The 19,460-nt window shown below is 68.5% G+C and carries 17 protein-coding genes; 9 read left to right on the top strand and 8 right to left on the bottom strand.

The features are described 5' to 3' along the window. Positions 1-887 precede the first annotated feature (887 nt). Complete coding sequence (locus ACIHA7_RS25450; RefSeq protein WP_397293853.1) at positions 888-3,413, bottom strand: DUF6049 family protein; 2,526 nt, start codon at positions 3,411-3,413, stop codon at positions 888-890. Between the two features lie 158 nt (positions 3,414-3,571). Beyond that, the gene (locus tag ACIHA7_RS25445; RefSeq protein WP_107659875.1) at positions 3,572-4,108 is read right to left on the bottom strand and encodes an NUDIX hydrolase; all 537 of its coding nucleotides are present in this window, start codon (positions 4,106-4,108) and stop codon (positions 3,572-3,574) included. Between the two features lie 169 nt (positions 4,109-4,277). On the opposite strand from ACIHA7_RS25445, the gene ACIHA7_RS25440 reads away from it, so the two are divergent. After that, positions 4,278-5,738, top strand: a complete 1,461-nt coding sequence (locus tag ACIHA7_RS25440; protein WP_397293457.1) for a CCA tRNA nucleotidyltransferase — start codon at positions 4,278-4,280, stop codon at positions 5,736-5,738. A gap of 17 nt (positions 5,739-5,755) precedes the next feature. Here the strand turns inward: ACIHA7_RS25440 and ACIHA7_RS25435 are convergent, their stop codons facing one another. Continuing rightward, positions 5,756-6,703 carry a hypothetical protein gene (locus ACIHA7_RS25435; RefSeq protein WP_397293456.1) on the bottom strand — a complete coding sequence of 316 codons (948 nt, stop codon included), beginning with the start codon at positions 6,701-6,703 and terminating at the stop codon, positions 5,756-5,758. Positions 6,704-6,738: 35 nt separating this feature from the next. Between ACIHA7_RS25435 and ACIHA7_RS25430 the strand changes: the two genes are divergently transcribed. Together ACIHA7_RS25430 and ACIHA7_RS25425 are read left to right on the top strand one after the other, a co-directional pair. After that, positions 6,739-7,494 carry a LamB/YcsF family protein gene (locus ACIHA7_RS25430; protein WP_397293455.1) on the top strand — a complete coding sequence of 252 codons (756 nt, stop codon included), beginning with the start codon at positions 6,739-6,741 and terminating at the stop codon, positions 7,492-7,494. Positions 7,495-7,525: 31 nt separating this feature from the next. Beyond that, positions 7,526-8,227: an allophanate hydrolase subunit 1 gene (locus ACIHA7_RS25425; protein WP_397293454.1), complete on the top strand. Its 702-nt coding sequence runs from the start codon at positions 7,526-7,528 to the stop codon at positions 8,225-8,227. 1 nt (position 8,228) lies between these two features. Here ACIHA7_RS25425 and ACIHA7_RS25420 read toward each other — a convergent pair whose 3' ends face one another. Continuing rightward, complete coding sequence (locus ACIHA7_RS25420) at positions 8,229-9,704, bottom strand: DUF4185 domain-containing protein (RefSeq protein ID WP_397293852.1); 1,476 nt, start codon at positions 9,702-9,704, stop codon at positions 8,229-8,231. Between the two features lie 206 nt (positions 9,705-9,910). On the opposite strand from ACIHA7_RS25420, the gene ACIHA7_RS25415 reads away from it, so the two are divergent. After that, complete coding sequence (locus tag ACIHA7_RS25415; protein ID WP_397293453.1) at positions 9,911-10,579, top strand: hypothetical protein; 669 nt, start codon at positions 9,911-9,913, stop codon at positions 10,577-10,579. Here ACIHA7_RS25415 and ACIHA7_RS25410 read toward each other — a convergent pair. After that, positions 10,572-11,915 (bottom strand): hypothetical protein, encoded by a 1,344-nt coding sequence (locus tag ACIHA7_RS25410; RefSeq protein ID WP_397293851.1) that lies wholly within the window; start codon positions 11,913-11,915, stop codon positions 10,572-10,574. The genes ACIHA7_RS25415 and ACIHA7_RS25410 overlap by 8 nt on opposite strands. 67 nt (positions 11,916-11,982) lie before the next feature. After that, positions 11,983-12,447 (bottom strand): NUDIX hydrolase, encoded by a 465-nt coding sequence (locus ACIHA7_RS25405; protein ID WP_397293452.1) that lies wholly within the window; start codon positions 12,445-12,447, stop codon positions 11,983-11,985. Between the two features lie 350 nt (positions 12,448-12,797). Here ACIHA7_RS25405 and ACIHA7_RS25400 point away from each other — a divergent pair, with 350 nt between their 5' ends. Then, complete coding sequence (locus ACIHA7_RS25400) at positions 12,798-13,559, top strand: pirin family protein (RefSeq protein ID WP_397293451.1); 762 nt, start codon at positions 12,798-12,800, stop codon at positions 13,557-13,559. 188 nt (positions 13,560-13,747) lie between these two features. Beyond that, on the top strand, positions 13,748-14,242 hold the full coding sequence (locus ACIHA7_RS25395; protein WP_397293450.1) for a DUF4190 domain-containing protein: 495 nt from the start codon (positions 13,748-13,750) through the stop codon (positions 14,240-14,242). Between the two features lie 8 nt (positions 14,243-14,250). Here ACIHA7_RS25395 and ACIHA7_RS25390 read toward each other — a convergent pair whose 3' ends face one another. Then, on the bottom strand, positions 14,251-14,760 hold the full coding sequence (locus tag ACIHA7_RS25390; RefSeq protein WP_397293449.1) for a hypothetical protein: 510 nt from the start codon (positions 14,758-14,760) through the stop codon (positions 14,251-14,253). A gap of 140 nt (positions 14,761-14,900) precedes the next feature. On the opposite strand from ACIHA7_RS25390, the gene ACIHA7_RS25385 reads away from it, so the two are divergent. The 3 genes from ACIHA7_RS25385 to ACIHA7_RS25375 all read left to right on the top strand — a co-directional run bounded on the left by ACIHA7_RS25385 (position 14,901) and on the right by ACIHA7_RS25375 (position 18,243). Further along, the gene (locus ACIHA7_RS25385; RefSeq protein ID WP_397293448.1) at positions 14,901-15,752 is read left to right on the top strand and encodes a helix-turn-helix domain-containing protein; all 852 of its coding nucleotides are present in this window, start codon (positions 14,901-14,903) and stop codon (positions 15,750-15,752) included. A 9-nt stretch (positions 15,753-15,761) separates the two neighbouring features. After that, complete coding sequence (locus tag ACIHA7_RS25380) at positions 15,762-16,142, top strand: DUF397 domain-containing protein (RefSeq protein ID WP_397293447.1); 381 nt, start codon at positions 15,762-15,764, stop codon at positions 16,140-16,142. A 73-nt stretch (positions 16,143-16,215) separates the two neighbouring features. After that, positions 16,216-18,243 carry a M13 family metallopeptidase gene (locus ACIHA7_RS25375; protein WP_397293850.1) on the top strand — a complete coding sequence of 676 codons (2,028 nt, stop codon included), beginning with the start codon at positions 16,216-16,218 and terminating at the stop codon, positions 18,241-18,243. Between the two features lie 79 nt (positions 18,244-18,322). On the opposite strand, the gene ACIHA7_RS25370 is transcribed toward ACIHA7_RS25375, so the two are convergent. Further along, positions 18,323-19,402 carry an ABC transporter ATP-binding protein gene (locus ACIHA7_RS25370; protein WP_397293446.1) on the bottom strand — a complete coding sequence of 360 codons (1,080 nt, stop codon included), beginning with the start codon at positions 19,400-19,402 and terminating at the stop codon, positions 18,323-18,325. Positions 19,403-19,460: the final 58 nt, after the last annotated feature.

Here is a 19,460-nt window from a genome sequence, read left to right as displayed (position 1 = left end):
GGGCGTGGGTCGCCGACCGGGGTTGCGCCGGGCTGACCGGAAGCGGGTCGCGCTGGGCGTGGGTCGTTGCCGGGAATCGCGCCGGGCTGGCCGGGTGCGGGTCGCGCCGCGCGTGGGTCGCTGACCGGAATCGCACCGGATTGACCGGGTGCCGGTCGTGCCTGACGTGGGTCGCTGGCCGGAATCGCGCCGGATTGGCCGGGGCGCGGCGGGCTGGCGGGAATCGCGCCGGACTGTCCCGGCGGCGGCCCGGGACGCTGACCGGGCGGGATCGGGCGGGGCTGCTGGGGCGGCGCCGGGTATTGCCGCTGCCCGGGATGCGGTGCGGGTGCGGGCCGTTGGGCCGGTGCCGGTGCGGGCGCCGGACGTTGCGGGGGCGCCGGTGGACGTTGCGGCGGTCCCGGTGGCATGCGCTGGCCCTGCCACGGCTGCGGCGGCCCCGACGGCCTGCTGATCTTGGGGACGCGGGGCGGGGGTGGTTCATACGGCCCGGCGTTCATGTCCGGGTCCTCGGCCTCCGCCTGTGGCGGTAGCCGTTCCCACGGGGCAACGGGCGCCCGACGGGCCGGTGGGCCGTCGCGCCGATCGGAACCAGGCCGATGCGCCGATGAGTCATCGTCGCTCATCATGCCTCCTGCGCCCGGCGCGACGGTGCATCCCGGTCGGCTCGGCGAGCGGCGTCCACGCTGAATCGCTCACCGTTCCTCCTGGTAATGCCCATCACTCGCACCACCCCTGCGCCGGTGCGAGCTTTCCGCGATTGTCCTCCACTCTGCCACTGCGGTTTGTCGGACGTCCAAATCCGGTAGCCGAGACCGCTGTTCGCCGGGCCGAGCCGGGTCGAGCGATCGAACGGGACACAACAGGGGGCGCTAGCTCACCGTCCCTCACTGTGCCTCCTGATGCTCCTGCTGGATGACTCGTTGCTTGGCGCGCCGGTACCGATTGACTCGACGCCGGGTGCTCGGGTCGAAACCTTCGTCGGCCGGATCCGGCTGACCGCGGAACCGGCGCCACAGGCGGCGTCCGGCCAACAGGAGCAGCAGTATTCCGGCACATGCGGTAATTATGGCCAGGGCCTGACCATAGGCGTTCGAACGAACCGAAACAGAGGTGGCATTCCCCAGCGGAATGCCGTCGGGTGTGGTAAGGGATATCGGAATCACCAGGTTACGGCTGTCGCTCACCTCGGTCGGGATTTGGAACGAGCGTGTCCCCTTCGGCGGCAGCTGTTGCTCGTCGATGTCGGTGATCTTCGTCTCGGCGGGGGCCTCGATGCGGAATTTGATCCGGACCGACACCGGCAGATCGTTGCGCGCGACCAGCAGCAATGGACTCTGTTCCGAGGCGAGGGTGTACACGCCACCCGGCGGTAGCACGGTCACCGAGCTATAGATTTTGTCCATCGCCCGCGTCGTCTGATCGATCCGCCGCTGCGCGAAGGTATCGGCCTGAGTGGCGTCGCCGGTCCGCCGGTCGGACAGGCTCAGCACCCGGATCAGGTCGTCGCGCAACGGATCGAGGAACTGACGCGGCGTCGGCTCGGACTCCGGCACCTCGACCAGCGCGCGCATCAGCTCGCTGATCCGATGTCCCTGGTCGCGCACCGGTGCCAGGAACCGGTCCGGCACCGCGTCCTCGGCGGCCTGCGGCAGATAGTCCAGCTCATAGGGTCGCGGGTCGGCCGGTTGCGCGACCAGCGTCTGGAACGGGCGCGGCGTGGCGAGGTTGCCGCGCACCAGCAGCTCGAGCTGGCGCAGCAGTGCGGTGCCCTCGTCCTTGCTCGCGCTCCACTGTTGCGGCGGCACGAGCAGCAGGGAACGCGGCTGATCCGGCTGTGGGTTGAGGGCGGTCCAGGAGATCGCGCCGAGTGCGTCCTGCAACCGCGCGACGCGGGAGTCGTTGGTGACCTCGTAGCGGACCTTGGCGGGGGTGAACGACGGTGTCGGCGGATTCGAGCCCACCGCGGCGAGCGCGGTGGCGGACCAGATGTCGAAGGTCGCCACGTGCAGCGACGGATCGACGGCCGGGGCAGGCGGATTCCCGTTCGGCGGCGGGTCCGCGGCGGGCGGGGTGGCCGCGGCGGGCGGTGCCGGTGGCACGGCCGCGGTGACCTGGGGCAGTCGCACCACATCCGGGCCGGCGGGCGGCGTGGTCAGGCTCCCCGTGCTCTGCAGCGCGGTGGACCTGCTCTTGCTGTCGCCGCGGCTGATGGTCGATCTGGTCAGCTCGGACGTGCCCGCCGTGCCCTCCGCCGCGACGGCGGTGTCGGCGAGTACCGCGGTGCTGAAACCGTGACCGCGTAACAGGACTCCCGCGCCGTCATCGATGGTGCCCGCGTCCGGCAGGCTCACTCCGCGCACCGACTTGGTGGCCAGGATCGTGTCGACGATCTCGGCGGGCGCGTTCATCGCCCGCGCCGAGAGATCCGGATCGTTGACCGCCGCCAGCGCGGCGAGATCCACCTGCGCGAACGGCAGCGCCACGGTGCACATCGACCCAGCGAGCGCGCGCAACCGGTCCAGCCAGGTCTGCGCCTGCGCCGCGCCGGTGCCGGGCCGGGTCGCGCCGTCCGGATCGGACGGGCTGGCCAGCACCCGGTAGCCCCTGGTCATCGCCTGCACGGTGACCAGCAGATCGGGGTCGACCGCCAGGCACACCGAGGCCGCTAGCGCGCGGTCGCGCAGGGGCGAGGTGTCGAACACCGTCTCCAACGCGCCGAGCAGCTGGTCCAGGCGGCCGCCCTTGGCGAGCGAGGCGGCCAGTTCGTCGTCGGTGAGCTCGACCTTGCGGTCCGGCGATCCGGGGATGCCGGCCACCATGCGCGGCCGGTCGGCCAGCGGCCACAGCAGCGTCGTCGCGACCGGCGCGTCGGTCGGCGCGGTGACCGCCTCCGCCGCATCGCCGTCTTTCGCGGCGGGCGGCACGCCGAGCACCGGCAGCAGGAACCTGGCGTCGTCGAGCCGGGCCGGATTGCCGTAGTCGGGTTTGCCGTTGACGTTCAACAGCAGCGGGTACACACCCGGTTCGCTGATGCGCAGCGTCGGTGCGCCGGTTCCGTCCGGCCGCAGCGGGATGGTCACGGTGAATTTGGTGCGTTCGCCCTTGTCGAGCTGCGCGGCGACCTCTTCGAAGTCGCCGAACACGTCGTAATTGATCTGATCCTGCTGCAGGGTGGCGCGCAGATCGCCCGGCGTCGCGACCGCGGCGGCCCGCTGCACCCGGACGGTGACGCCGGAGACCATGCGATCGCCGATGTTGGTGACGGTGCCCGAGACCGTGATGGTCCGGTCGCTGGTGGTGGTCACCGCGGTCGGCGTCACCGAATCCAGCGACAGCTTCAGGAAGGATTTGGTCGTCGAGCCGGAGCCGGACCCGGTGGGCTGGGCTTGCGCGTCGGCAGGCGCCAGCATCGGCAGCGTCGACGCCGAGCCCAGGATGGTCAGGGCCGCCACGATGATCCGCAACAGTGCCGACCGTGCGCCACGGGCCCGTCGCCCGGGGCGCGGCGTACCTGCCGCCCGGCCACCGCCCCCCACGGAATCGCTGTGCGATGCCGAAACGTCTGGGGTCATCGCTTGCCGGTCTCCATCCGGTCGATCAGCTTGTTCGCCACTTCGGCCAGGCGGCGTTCGTCCGCGTAGGCCAGTCGAGAATTCAACTCGCTCAACGGCACCCACGCCACCTGGGTGACTTCCACGTCGGCGTCGGACAATTCGCCGCCGGTGGAACGCAGTAGATAATGATGCACCGTTTTGTGTACCCGCCGACCATCGGTGACGAACCAGTAATCGATGCTGCCCAGCTCCGCCACCACCACGCCGTTGATGCCGGTCTCCTCGGCCACCTCACGGATCGCGGTTTGCTCGGAGGTCTCCCCCTCTTCGATATGCCCCTTCGGCAGCGACCACAGCAGCCGTCCGCGCCGGTCCGTTCGCCCGATCAGGGCCGCGCTTCGCTTCTCCCTCGGGCCGTCCAACCCGTCGACGACAAGCCCGCCAGCTGAGGTTTCCCGCACCGTACGCATGCGTGGTTTCGCCGCGTTGGCGGCCGAACCGCGGCGCCGAGGCTGGCGGCGTCGACTGTTCGCACGATCGGCCGGAGACACCAAAACATCCTACTGTGCGCATTTGCCAAACCTTCGGCACGGCGCTGAACTCGCCGTCCCGCCGCCCGAGCACCACCCCGCATCGAATCGCGGTCCGATGCTGCTCTATCCGGCCGCGAACCAGCAGCGCCGCGGGCGCGGCAAATGACACTCGGTAAGCTGCTGATTCGTGGTTTCGACCGAGTCCGAGGACGCAGAGCTGGATAGACGTACCCGATTGCTGGCAGCGGCGGCGGTGACGTTGGGCAGGCTCTCCGATGTGCTGGAACCGCTCGGCGCGATGTTCGCGGCGCGGGGGCACGAGTTGTATCTGGTCGGCGGCAGTGTCCGCGACGCGGTGCTCGGCCGGCTCGGCACGGATCTGGACTTCACCACCGACGCGCGCCCGGAGCAGGTGCAGGAGCTGCTGCGCGGCTGGGCCGATCATCTGTGGGACACCGGTGGTTTGGCGTTCGGCACGGTGAGCGGGTCGAAGAGCGGCCAGCAGCTGGAGATCACCACCTTCCGCAGCGACAACTACGACCGGGTTTCGCGCAATCCCGAGGTCACCTTCGGCGACAATCTCGAGGACGACCTGGTGCGCCGCGACTTCACCGTGAACGCGATGGCGGTGCGCATCGGCGCGGACGGCTCGCTCGACTTCGTCGACCCGCTCGGCGGGATGGACGCGCTGCTCGCGGGTGTGCTGGATACTCCTGCGGCGCCCGAGGATTCGTTCAACGACGACCCGCTGCGCATGCTGCGCGCGGCCAGGTTCGTCGCCCAGCTGGGCTTCGAACTACAGCCGCGGGTGCACACGGCGATCACCGCGATGGCCGAGCAGATCGATCGGATCACCGCGGAACGGGTCCGGGTGGAGCTGGACAAGCTGATCGGTGGCGCGCACCCGATCGACGGCATCAACATCATGTGCGAGACCGGCCTGGCCCAGCGGGTGCTGCCGGAGGTGCCCGCGATGAAGCTGGAGATCGACGAGCACCACCAGCACAAGGACGTCTACTGGCACTCGCTCACCGTGCTGCAGCAGGCCATCGATCTGGAGGACGGCGACCCGGACCTGGTGCTGCGCTGGGCGGCGCTGCTGCACGACATCGGCAAGCCGGACACCAAGCGCAACGAGCCGGGCGGCGGCGTCAGCTTCCACCACCACGAGGTGGTCGGCGCGAAGATGGTGCGCAAGCGGATGCGGGCGCTGAAGTATCCGAAGCAGTTCACCGAGGACGTGGCTCGGCTGGTGTTCCTGCACTTGCGTTTCCACGGTTACGGCAAGGGGCAGTGGACCGATTCCGCGGTGCGCCGCTACGTGACCGACGCCGACGATCTGCTCCCCCGCCTGCACAAACTGGTCCGCGCCGACTGCACCACCCGTAACAAGCGCAGGGCCGCGGCGTTGCGCAGTACCTATGACGAGCTGGAGTCACGGATCGCGAAGTTGCGCGAGCAGGAGGATCTGGCGAAGGTCCGGCCCGATCTGGACGGCAACGCGATCATGGAATTGCTCGGCCTGCCACCGGGTCCCGAGGTCGGTAAGGCGTGGCGATTCCTGAAGGAGCTGCGGCTCGATCGCGGGCCGATGACTCGCGACGAGGCGGAGGCGGCATTGAAAGAGTGGTGGAAAGCCCAGGGCTAGGCCCGGTGCCGACGTGTCTAGAAGATGATCAGCGTGGTTCCGGCGACGATGGCGGACCGGATCTGCGCCAGATCGAAGGACCCGCTGATCTCGGGCAGTTCGATCCGGAAGCGCACCAGGTCGCCGTCGCGGGTGGCGTGCACGATGCGCGCCTGATTCGGCAGTTGTTCCAGCAGCAGCGCGGGCGCGCCGATCATCCGGCGCGGTATCCGCAGGCCCAGCCAGTTGGCTCGATGGAGTTCCACGGTGACCCGGTTGTCGGTCACCGAGGCGTCCACCAGCGCGGTCAGCCGCCGATGCCGATGCTTCGCGCGGATCAGGCCACTGGCGTCGACGGCGAGCACCCAGTCCAGCGGCTGGCTGTTGATCCAGCCGACCAGGGCCGCCGTGGTGACCGTGCCGTCGAGGTCGAGTCGCGCGGCCCGCACCCTGGTCGGCACGCCGGGGATCAGCCGGACGCCGTGCGCGATCACCGTCACGGCCTCGATCGGATGGTCGTCCCAGCGCAGCCGGGACAGCACCGTCTTGGTCTGGAAGTGCGCGCCGCGCCTGCGGACCTTCAGTACTTGCAGAGTGGCGTGCAGATCGTGCCCGAGCAGGGTCGCGCTGACCTCCTGCCCACCGAATCGGCTGAGGATGCCCTCGCTGAGCACGGTCATCAGGGCGTCCGGCATCAGCGCCGTGACGGTGCCTGCGCCGAGGTCGGCGCCCGCGTCCACCCAGGAGGTGGTGACGGCGATCCATTGCTCCAGCCAGGACTGCTCGAACAGGCGTTTGCCGAGATCGACGGCCCGCAACGGCGACCAGGACTTCGGATCGAAATACGTGGCCATGATTGATCCGAGCGTACTGGCCGACGCCGGACTCGACCATCGTGCTGTGACCCAGGTCGCGCCTGCCCTGGAGTGGTACCCGCTGAGCAGGCGTTCTTGCTTGTGGAACACCGCGCCGAGGAGAATCGACATGCCGTCTACGACACACCGCCACGGAAAGGGTGCATATGCCGCTGGATCTCAACAGTGATCTCGGCGAGGGCTTCGGTCCGTGGCAGATGGGCGACGACGCGGTGATGCTGGACATCGTCACCAGCGCCAACATCGCCTGCGGGTTCCACGCGGGTGACCCCTCGATCATGCGCCGGACCTGCGAGCTCGCCGTCGCGAAGGGGGTACGGATCGGCGCCCACGTCGGCTACCGCGACCTGGCCGGATTCGGCCGCCGCGAGATCACCATGGACCCCGCGGAACTGCGGGACGAGGTGCTGTATCAGATCGGCGGTCTCGGCGCGTTCGCCAAGGCCGCGGGCGACCGGGTGCGGTACGTGAAACCCCATGGCGCGCTCTACCATTCGGCCGCGCGCGAGCGGCGGTTCGCGGACGCGGTGCTGGCCGCGATGCTCGACTACGATCCGGAGCTCGCACTGCTCGGCCCGGCGGGCAGCGAGTTGGCGCACGCGGCCGAGGCGGCGAAGGTGCGCTTCGTCGGTGAGGGCTTCGCCGATCGCGCGTACACGCAGGCAGGCACGCTGGCCAAGCGTGGCTTGCCCGGAGCCGTGCTGGACACCGATGCCGCGGTCGCGCAGGCGGTTTCGATCGCGATGTCGGGCTCCGCGCGCACAGTCGACGGGTCCGGTGAGGTCGCGGTGCAGGCGGCCAGCCTCTGCGTGCACGGCGATACGCCCGCCGCGGTCGAGATGGCCCGGCGCATCCGCACCGCCCTGGACGAGGTCGGGGTCCCGGTCGAGCCATTCGTCTGAGCATGATCTTTCGGACGTGAGGCGCGCTGCGATGACGGACCAGGACGAGCTCGACCCGGACCGGCTGATCCGGGCGGCAGGCGACGGCGCGTTGCTCATCACCCCGAACCGGCACGACGATGTGGTGAAACTCGCTGCGGCCCTGCGTGCCCGCCTGCCCGACGGGGTCTGCGACGTGCTGCCCGCCGCGGAAACCGTTCTCGTGACCCTGCTTTCGCCGGAGCACGCGGAGTCCGTCCGCCGCCAGCTCGCAGCGTTGTTACGCACGGTGCGACAGCCTGCGGCAGAGCATGATTCGGACATTGTTTCCCGTGGAACACTGTCGGACAACGACTCTCCGGAGCAGCCATTGGTCATCCCGGTGCGCTACGACGGCGCCGATCTCGCCGAGGTCGCGCGGCTGCTCGGGATCGGCCAAGCCGAGGTGGTCGCCGCGCATACCGGGACGGTCTGGCGGTGCGCGTTCGTCGGATTCGCCCCTGGCTTCGGCTATCTGGAGTCACCCGACGGTCGGTTGACCGTGCCGCGGCGCCCGCAGGCCCGCACCACCATTCCGGCCGGCGCGGTCGCGCTGGCCGGCGGTTACACCGCGGTGTACCCGCGCAGCACGCCCGGCGGCTGGCACCTCATCGGAACCACCGACCTGCGGATGTGGGACGTCGGCCGCGATCCACCCTCGCTGATCCACGCGGGCGGCTTCGTCCGGTTCGTCGCGCAGCGGGACTCGGCCTAGGTCAATTCGGTGAATCCAGCTGCGCGTGCATGAGATACACGTTGTAGCTGTCCCAGGACGAGAGGGTGAAGTACACGTCCGTGCCGGTCGACCAGGGATGGATGAAGCCGCCGTAGGACTTCGGATAGTCGGCGGTGGAGACGAGCGACACCGGCTCGGTCCAGCTGCCTTGCGGTTCGGCGGCGTTGCGCAGCACGATCGAACCGCGGCCCGAGTCGAGATACACCATCTGCCACTGCGCGTTGTCCCGGTCGTAGCGCACCGACAACTCGCTGGCCAGGCCGAGAAACAGTGGGGTGGCCTGATTCTCCGCCGCCGGTGCCCAGCTGCCGTTCACCCAGTACTGGTAGGCCGACTTGTTGAGCACCTCGGCTTTCGGTACCCGGGCCAGCCCGACCACCCCGAGGCGGCCATTGGGTGTGCCGAACATATAGACATGCGCACCGTGCGGCACCATCGCCGCGACCTGGAAGCGACCGACCCCGAAGATGTTGTCCCACCTGGCGTGCTGATCTTTGGTCCAGGTGCGGCCGTTGTCGTCGGAGTAGGCGAGACCGCCGTAATTGCTCGCCCACATGCCGGGGATGCGACTCCACCGATTCACCGACATATAACTCAGATACTGGCGGCCGTCGAGGGCGAATCCGGAGGTCGGAATGGTGGTGGTCTCCCAGTTCTTGAGTTTGCGGCTGCTCAGGATCTCGGCGGCGTGGCACCGGCTGTCCTGCACCATGCTGTCCAGCGAAAGGCCGTCGGACAGTTCGCGATCGGTGCTGTAACCCAGGACGTTGCTGCGCCAGTCCTGGTGGTCCTCCCCCGCGCCACCGACCTGCCACCCTTCGCCGAAGGTGTCGCCGAACGCGACGGCGACCTCACCCGGCTTGGTCTCCCACATCACCCCGAGGTCGGTGCCGTCCACCTGCCAGCGCAGGTCGGTGCGGTTCGGGGAACCGTGCCCGGTGATTTGACCCGCCAACTCCACCGATCCGACGCGCGGCTCGGCCACCGCCGGGGCGAGCGGGCCGGGTTCGGCGGGGTGCACCACCGGCGGCGGCGCGGGCTGCGGTGCGTCGCCGGTGCCGCCGGGCACCGGTATCGGGATGGGTTCGATCTCGGGTTCGATCTCGATGCGCGGCACCTTGATCGGCCCGCCTGCCGCACTCGGCCGGGCGCCGGTGTCCGGGGCCGGGCTCGGATCGGGGTCCACCTCAGGCGGTTTCGAGATGTCGCGCACCTCGGGGCACGGGTTCTGGCATGGATCGACGGGCAGCGGTCCCGCGTCGATCCTGGTGTTGTCCTGGGCGGGCCCCGGCACCGTTATCGGGGTGAGTTGCGGGACCGGCACCGGAATCACGATCCGGTCCGGCAGTGCGGGCTCGCGGTCGAGTTGGCGTGGGTCGAAACCGACCTCGCCGCAACTGTTCACCGGTCGCGGCTCCCACGGCAGCGGGGTCGCCTGAGCGATCGGTCCCGGCATCGTCAACAGCCCGCCGAGCACAGCGCCGAAGAAGGCAGGCGCACAAGAGGATTTGCGGCCGAATCGGTTGGTTGCATCGAGATTCCGCGCCGGAAATCGCATGTCTGGCAGACTCCTGTCGAATCGGGCCGAAGCGAAAGAAAACCTACCGGAATCATCTGTGTGAAATAGGGAACCGAATGTCGGTCGCGCGCGTCCAAACAGCTATGAACGAGATCGAGTACGTGTTCGGCACGGGCGACGGCCCGGTACACGTCTGGTCCAGCGAAGCCGATCTGGACCTGGCCCGGTCGGGCACCGCCGACGCGGTGCGACTGGACTTCGACGGCGACGGTCTCGCCGACGACGCCATGTGGGACACCGCCGGATCCGGCATCGCCGACGTGGCGGCCCTCGATCTGGACGACGACGGTGTCCTCGACCACTTCTATACCGACCCGACCGGCCTCGGCACCTGGAATCACCACATCACCGGCTCCGCGGTCGACGCCGTCAGCGAACCGCTGGACTGGATCGTGCGGACAGATCACGTCGATGCCGAACAGCACGCCGTCCCGGCCGACGCCGGTGCCGCGCAGCCGGATCGGCTATCCGCGCCGCCCAGTGTCGACGCGGAAGAACTACCGCAGGTCGACCACCCGACCACGACGACGGACCAGCTACCGGGAACGGATCATCCGGCCAAGACGACGGACGAGCCACGGGGAACCGATCACCCCGCAGCAACAGCAGACGAGCTACCTGGAGCTGATAATTCCGCAGCGACAGCAAACGAGCTACCGCCGCAAGGCAATCCGGTCGACCTACCCGACTACCTCGCCCAGCGAATGAATCCCACCGGCCGCTACCTGGACGACGATCCGATCATTACTTGACTTCGACATCACCGATATTCTTCGACCGCCGCCGCGCATTGACCGCGATGGCGGCAATACCCGCGCAATAAATTCCGGCACCCGTCAGAATCACGGGCAACGACCGCCCGTCATCCGGGATAACCAGTGCCGCAGCGGCAATCGCCAGGATGAACGCGATATTGAAAACCGTGTCCTGCAACGCGAATACCTGTCCACGGCGCGCGTCGTCGATATCGACCTGCATGACCGCGTCTCCGGTCAGTTTGATCGTCTGCCCGGCCAGCCCGAGCAGGAACGCCCCGACCAGTAGCAGCTGATGTGCGCGCGGCACCGCCGAGCCCGCCTCGGCGAGGGCGATCGGCGTGACCAGTGTCAGTTGCACCATCGTCGCCGTCACCAGGCCGGCCACCACGGTCTTCGACCGCCCGAGACGCGGGATCAACAGCGGCGCGACCACGGCCGCCACCAGCATGCCCGCGGCGATGGCGGCGATGGCCACGCCGAAACCGAGCAGCCCGCTGTCCAACGCCGAACCTTCGGCAGGCGCCTGACGCAGCACCAGCACCATGACCAGGGTGTTGATGCCGAACACGATGCGGTGCGTGCCGATGCCCAGCATCGCGGTGGTCACCTGCGCCGACTCCCACACCGCCGTCGCGCCGGTGCGCAGTCCGGTGGCGATGGCGTGCAGCGTGCTCGCGCCGGCGGCACGGTCGGCGTCCGGCCCGAGCACTCGAGGCGCGAACCCGGCCGCCAGCAGTGCGCTGGTCATCGGTCCGAGGCTGCTCACCGCGACCGCGACCGCCGACGCGAAGTCGCCTGCCCCGATCAACCCGATCACCGCCACCGAGGTGGCGGCGCCGACCCCGGCACAGCCCGAGGCCACCGTGGCGAGCACCGAGTTCATCGGCACCAGCCAGTGCTGGTCGAGCACCCTCGGCAACGCCGCCGACACCCCCGACAGCACGAACCGGCTGATGCCGACCACGGCCAGCGCGAGCAACAGCAGCGGCGTCTCCCCGACGCCCGCGAGCAACCCCGCGCACACCAGCCCGATCAACACCGCCCGCGCCACGTTCGCCACCAGCAGTACCGCGCGTCGATCCCACCGGTCCAGCAGCGCCCCGGCATACGGCCCGATCAGCGAGTACGGCAACAACAGCACCGCGAAACCGGCGGCGATGGCCAGCGGATCGGTCTGGCGCTCGGGATTGAACAGAATCGCCCCCGACAGCGCCGCCTGGAACATGCCGTCGCCGAACTGGCCGGTGAATCGCACGAGGGCCAGGCGCAGCACGCCGGGGCTTTCCCGCAGCGCGGTCCACAGCGGCTGCGGCCGCTCGTCCGAATTAATGGAGCTCTCCGAGCAACCCGTGGTGGACACGCGGTGAGGCTACTGGGTTCGAGGTAGACACGCAGAATCAGTGCGAGTCGGCGACCAGCGCGCTGACCGCCTCGCGCATGTCCGGTGCCATCGGCAGCCGGTCGAGGGCGTCGGCGTCGATCCAGGCGAACGCGTCGTGTTCACCGGGTTCCAGGGCCACCTCGCCCGGTTCGACGTCCACCACGAAGCTGTACTTGCGGACCCTGGCCTTGGTCCGGGTGGCGTAGTCGATGCCGCCGAGGAAGTCGGTGATGCGGCGCACCCGCAGGCCGGTCTCCTCGAACAGCTCACGGGCGACGCATTCGGCGAACGTTTCGCCGGATTCGACCCCACCGCCGGGTAGTTCGTACATGCCGCCGTGATAGTCGTCCGGGACCCGGCGCACCACCAGGAGTTTGCGGTCACGGAACACCGCGACGCCGACGACGAAATGGGCGATGCCGTCGCGGTGGGCCTCGCTGCGAAGTTGTCGCTCGATGCGGGTGAGCGTCTCGGGTCGCATCTCGTCGTCACCTCCGGTTGCGTTGTGGCGCATCGTGTTACGAATCACGCATGAGTGTGGCACCGGCCGATGTCTTGCCTACCGGCGAGGTCGCCTACCGGTTCGGTGGACCGGTAGGTGCTTCATCGCCTGACGTTCACCCGCTGGTCGCTCGCGTAAAATGCCGAGTGCAGGACAATTTACTAGGAATGTGGAGTACCGCCACGGATGTGCTCCTACCCTGAATGGTGATCGGTGCACGGTCCCGAGAGGAGGACCACGATGTCCACACTCACGCCCGCGCCTCGTCGGCGCCCGGCCTCGGCGTGCGCGCCGCACACAGCGACATGACTGCCTCACTTCGTTCGCTCATGACACCACACATCGACGTCCATCGAGCAGGCGACCGGATGAAGACGCGGGTTTCCTGGCTGGATTCGAAGCATTCGTTCTCGTTCGGGGAGCACTACGATCCCGATAACACCCACCACGGCTTGCTGCTCGTGAACAACGAGGATGTGGTCTCGCCCGGTCAGGGCTTCGACACGCATCCGCATCGGGACATGGAGATCGTCACCTGGGTGCTCGGCGGCAGCCTGGTACATCAGGACTCGCTCGGCCACAGCGGCATCATCTACCCGGGGCTGGCCCAGCGGATGAGCGCGGGCACCGGCATCCTGCACTCGGAGAAGAACGACGCGTGGCGGCTCGACGGCGCCGAGCACGACGAGCCGGTGCATTTCGTGCAGATGTGGGTGGTTCCCGACGAGCCCGGCCTGACGCCCGGGTACCAGCAGCTCGAGATCGATGACGCGCTGGCGGCGGGTGGCCTGGTCACCGTGGCCGCGGGCCTGCCGCGCTACCGCGATCGCACTGCCATCGCCATCAACAGCAGCCACGCGGCGTTCCATGTGGCCAGGATGACCGGCGCGCCTGATGTCGCCATCGATCTGCCGGACGCTCCCTATCTGCATGTCTTCGTCGCTCGCGGCGAGGTGGAGATGGAGGGCGTCGGCACCCTGGACGAGGGCGACGCGGTCCGGCTCACCAGAAGCGGCGGCCAACGGGTGATCGCGCACCGGCCGTCGGAAATTCTGGTGTGGGAGATGCACGCGCGGTTGGGCGCTCAGTAGACCTGTCGACGAATTCGAGGTGGCTGCCCGCGCGCCGAGGAAGCGGACTCCGCTGGGCTGCGACAAAATGGGCATACCTCGCATTAACATCCGCTCGTAGCGCATGCGATCAGTAGGCGATCCTCGCGTACCCACCGGGGCAACCGGTCCGGATCGAGCAGCGCGAGGCACCGACGGAGAGGAAATCCATGTCGCAATACCCGCCTCCCGGCCAGTACCCCCCGCCGCCCGGGTACCCGCCGCCGCCCGGCCAGCAACCCGGGCAGCCCGCGTACTGGCAGGAGTCGCCGAAGGGTAAGGGCCTGGCGATCACCGCGCTGGTGCTCGGCATCCTCGCCTTGCTCAGCTTCTGGACGCTGGTCGGCGGCTATCTGTTCGGCGCCTTCGCCGTCATCTTCGGTGTGGTCGCGCTGGTGAAGGCGCGGTCGGGTCGCGCGGGTGGTACGGGGATGGCGATCACCGGCCTGATCCTCGGCGTACTCGGCTTGATCGGCGCCGTCGTGGTCACCGTCGTCGGCTACAGCTTCTTCGTCAACAGCGGCGGCAAGGACTTCGTCGACTGCGTGAACAAGGCGGGCGGCGATCAATCCAAGATCGACGCGTGCGAGAGCGAATGGAACCAGCGGCTCGAGGACAAGTTCAGCGTCACGCTGACGCCGCCGCCCGTCCCCACGCCTCGCTGACCTCGGGTCTACCCCGCGCTGAGCGCGGCGCAGGCGCGGGTGGCAGCCAAGACGTCGCCGAGCTCGTGGCGAAAGTCGCGCTCCGGCGCGGCGATCCACTTGCGGTAGCCGGTGCCCTCGTCGGTGGGCGAGGGCAGCACGATGTGGCTGCCTGGCAGTGCGACCGCGGCGCAGACCCGGAACAGGTCGGCGAACAGTTCGGTGTCCAGATACGAGTTGTCGGTCGGGCCGGTCAGGAAGGTCCACCGGTCCGAGCGCGGATGCGCGATGATCGGGCCCGGCCGATCCTCGGGGGTGGCCGCGATCAGCCGCGCACGCACCCGGCGGCCCAGTGCGGCGGGCATGACTACCGCACCAACCGCGCCTACCTCCAACATGATTCGGCCGAGGGCGGGGTCGACGACGCCGTAGAGGCCGTGGTCCTTGCGGTAGCTGCGACAGCGGGCGAGGGCGTCCTGCATCGTCGCGTAGCCGGAGGACGCCGGATAACTGCCTGCTTCAGTGCGGGACAAACTCATGACGAACCTCGCCTCGATGCGGGTGGATCGCGTGAACTGGGTGAGAATCGACCGCTGAGCCCAGACCCTAATGCCGCGCAAGTGGGTTGACAATAGTCACACGCCGGTGCCGGGGTCGCGCGCCGGTACCATCGCCAGTCATGGCACCCGTCTCGCCCGCCGTTGCCCGTTGGGAGCTGGTGCTGCGGCTGCGGGAGCTGCGCGAACAGCGCGGCTTCGACTCCGCGGGCTTCGCCAAGCTGGTCGGCTTCACCCCGGCCAACTGGTCGCACGTGGAAAAAGGCCGACGCGTACTCACCACCAACACCATCGGTCCGGTGCTCGAGCTGCTCGAGGTGGGGGCCGAGGAACGCGCGGAGCTGCTCGCCCTGCTGGACGCCAGTAAGCAGCGCGGCTGGTGGACCAAGTCGTCGGCGCTGATCGGGCCCGAGCTACAGCGGTTGTACGGCATGGAATACGGCGCGCAGAGCATCCGCAGTTACGACAGCCTCATCGTGCCGGGTCTGTTGCAGACCGAGGCCTACGCCAGGGCGCTGATCAGTGCCGATGTGATGATCCGGCCGGTCCAGGTCGAGCAGCTGGTCGCCATTCGGATGCGCCGACAGCAGCGACTGCGCGGCAGCGAGCCGGTCGAGCTGACGGCCGTGATCGGCGAGGGCACCCTGCTGCAACAGACCGGCGGACCCGATGTGCTGCGCGGGCAACTGATCCACCTGGCCGAGCTGATCGACGAACTCGACACCGTCGAGGTGCGGGTCATCCCGTTCACCGCCACCGCGGGTGCGGTACTCGGCGGATCCAGCTTCCATCTGATCGACTTCGCCGGCGAGCAGTTACCGACCTTCGGCTGGGCGGAGAGCGCCGTCTTCGGCGGGGCGGTCGACGACCCGGAACTGGTGCGCGATCTGAGCTTCGCCTACGTGCGCGCACAGGAACAATCGCTGCCGCATGACGAGTCATCGACCCTGATCAGGGCGTATGCCCGGAGGTAAAATCCTGCCATGGCCACCACCGCTACTCCCCGGTCGGTTTTCACTGACTGGTTCCGGTCGACCCGATCCAACAACGGCAATCAATGTGTCGAGGTCCGCTTCGATGGTGACGCGGTGCTCATCCGTGACAGCAAGTACCGGCGCGATCCGGCACACCGCCCCGCCGACGAGCCCATCATCACCGTCAGCGCGCGCGAATGGTCCGCGTTCCTGGATGCCCTCCGCGCGTCGCAACCTTCGCCCGGCGCGCTGACCGCGGCCACCGCCGCCGACGGGCACACCACGCTCCGGCACGGCACCACCGTTCTGCGCTACACCCCACCAGAGTGGGACGCCTTCCTGCTCGGCGTGCGCGACGGCGAGTTCGACCGCACCGCACTCACCGTCTGAGACCTCCACGAACAATGGACCTTCACCCCCGGTCGTTCGCGGCAGGGGGCCGACATCGCGCACGGTCGGCATACTGGAGATCGTGACTTCCGAGCTGACCAGTCCTTCCGGTATTGACCTGTCCTATCTCGACCAGGGCGTGCGGGCGCAGGACGACCTGTTCGCGCATGTCAACGGCGAATGGCTGGCCAACCACGAGATACCGGCCGATCGCGCGGTGGACGGCGCTCTGCGTACCCTGTACGACAAGGCCGAGCGCGACGTCCAGGTGATCATCCAGAACGCGGCCGCCGAGCAGGCGGAGCCGGGCAGCGATGCGCGCAAGATCGGCGATCTGTTCACCAGCTTCATGGACACCGAGACGGTGGCCGCGGCCGGCCTCGCGCCGATCTCAGCGGAGCTCGCTGCGATCAACGAGGTCACCGACCGGAGCGCGTTCGCAGCGTTGCTCGGCTCGTTGCAGCGGACCGGCGTCGGCGGGGCGATCGGCTACTACGTCGACACCGACGACAAGAACTCCACCCGCTATATCGTGCACGCCACCCAATCCGGCATCGGACTGCCCGACGAGTCGTACTACCGCCAGGACGAATCCGCCGAGATCCGCGCGGAGTACATCGCGCATATCGGTCGCATGTTCGCGTTGGCCGCCGCCGATCCCCGCATTGCCGCGCTGCTGCCGCAGGAGCTGGACACGGTCGGGCAGCGGGTGTTCGAGCTGGAGCGCAAGCTCGCCGCCGGACACTGGGATGTGGTCCGCCGCCGCGACGCGGTACTCAGCTACAACCTGACCACCTACGACGCGCTGGTCGCCGACTACCCCGCCTTCGACTGGGCCGCGTGGACGTCGGCGCTCGCGGCAGGGGTCGAGCGGCCCGGCCCCGAGCTGTTCGCCGAAGTCGTTGTCCGGCAGCCTGATTACCTGCGCACCTTCGCCCAGGTGTGGGCCGAGGAGTCGCTGGCCGACTGGCAGGCGTGGGCCGCCTGGCGGCTGCTGCGTTCGCGCGCACCGTATCTCACCGATGCGGTGGTCGAGGAGAACTTCGGTTTCTACGGCCGCACGCTGACCGGCGCTCAGGAGAATCGGGAACGCTGGAAGCGCGGGGTCTCCCTGGTGCAGGACCTGCTCGGCGAGGCGGTCGGCAAACTGTATGTGGCCGAGCACTTTCCGCCGACGGCCAAGGCCAAGATGATCGAACTGGTCGGCAATCTGCAGGAGGCCTACCGCCGCAATATCGCCCAGCTGGACTGGATGGGACCCGATACCAGGGCGGCGGCGCTGGCCAAGCTGGAGAAGTTCACCCCGAAGATCGGCTACCCGGACAAGTGGCGCGACTATTCGGACGTGCTGATCGACCCTGCTGACCTGGTCGGCAATTACCGCAACGGTTATGCCGCCGATCACGACCGCGACCTGCGCAAGCTCGGTGGCCCGGTCGACCACGACGAATGGTTCATGACCCCGCAGACCGTGAATGCCTACTACAACCCGGGCATGAACGAAATCGTCTTCCCCGCCGCCATTCTGCAGCCGCCGATGTTCGACATGAACGCCGACGACGCCGCCAATTACGGCGGCATCGGCGCGGTGATCGGCCACGAGATCGGTCACGGATTCGACGATCAGGGCGCCAAATACGACGGCGACGGCAACATGGTCGACTGGTGGACCGATGACGACCGCACCGAGTTCGGCAAGCGCACCAAGGCATTGGTCGACCAGTACAACGTGCTCTCGCCGAAGGACCTGCCCGACGAGCACACCGTCAACGGTGAATTCACCATCGGTGAGAACATCGGCGACCTCGGCGGCCTGTCCATCGCGCTGCAGGCCTACCAGATCTCCCTCGACGGCGCCGAGCCCCCGGAGATCGACGGCCTCACCGGTCTGCAACGCGTCTTCTTCGGCTGGGCGCAGGTCTGGCGCACCAAGGTTCGGGCCGAGGAGGCCATCCGCAGGCTCACCGTCGACCCGCACTCGCCGCCGGAATTCCGCTGCAACGCGGTGGTCCGCAATATCGACAGCTTCCACGAAGCCTTCGATGTGCAGCCCGGCGACGCTCTTTACCTGGATCCGGCACAGCGCGTCAAGATCTGGTAGTCGCGGTAGGCGCGAGCATTTACCGAGCAGGTAGTGTTCGCGCCTTTCGCTGAGGTGCAACGGGAGCCGGGGCACGCCGTCAACGCAGGCGTTCCTCGGTTTCCGCGTCGAAGAAGAACACATCGTCCAGCTTGGGTCGCAGCCGCAACTGATCGCCGAGCGCCACCTGGAAGCGGCGGTCCACCCGGGCAACTACCTTGCCGGAGCGGCTGTTCCAGTCTTCCGCGATGCCGTGGCTGTAGACGAACGACTCCGCGCCCAGCTCCTCGAGCAGCTCGGCGGCGACCGTGAGACCGTCCTCGTCGGTGGTCACCTCCCACGACTCCGGGCGGATGCCGACCACCACCCGGTCGCCGGTTTTCGCGGTGCGCGGCAACGGGATACGCAGCTCATCGAGGATCGCCGCGCCGTCGCGCACCGGTGCCTCCAGCAGGTTCATCCCCGGTGAACCGATGAAGCCCGCGACGAAGGTGTTCACCGGATTGTCGTACAGCTCACGCGGCGCGGCGATCTGCTGCAGCTTGCCGTCGAGCAGCACCGCGACCCGGTCGCCCATGGTCATCGCCTCGACCTGATCGTGGGTGACGTACACCGTGGTGGTGCCGAGCCGCTTCTGCAGCGCGGCGATCTGCGACCGGGTGCTGACGCGCAGCTTCGCGTCCAGGTTGGACAGCGGCTCGTCCATGCAGAACACCTGCGGCCTGCGCACGATCGCCCGGCCCATCGCGACCCGTTGCCGTTGTCCGCCGGACAGTTTGGCCGGTTTGCGGTCGAGCAGGTGCTCGAGTTCCAGCATCTTGGCCGCCTCCTGCACCCGGAACAGGGTGTCGGCCTTGTTCATGCCCGCGTTGCGCAGGGCGAAGCCCATGTTCTGCGCGACGGTCATGTTCGGGTACAGCGCGTAGCTCTGGAACACCATCGCCACATCCCTGGCGCGCGGCGGCAGCCCGGTGACGTCCTTGCCGCCGATCAGGATTCGGCCCGCCTCCACCGATTCCAGCCCGGCCAGCATGCGCAGGCTGGTCGACTTGCCGCAGCCCGATGGGCCGACGAGCACGATGAACTCCCCATCGGCGATGTCGATCTCCAGGCTGTCGACGGCGGGTGTCGGCGCACCGGGATACAGGTGCGTCACACCGTCGAACTGCACTGTGGCCATGGGCGTCGATCTCCTCGTGTGAACTCACGGTGGCGGCCACCCGAGGTGACCGCCACCG

This window comes from Nocardia sp. NPDC052316 (assembly GCF_044547795.1).
In the GTDB taxonomy this organism is placed as follows: domain Bacteria; phylum Actinomycetota; class Actinomycetes; order Mycobacteriales; family Mycobacteriaceae; genus Nocardia.
The sequence above is the reverse complement of the archived record's forward strand: the minus strand, read 5'-3'. Positions and strand labels throughout refer to the sequence as shown.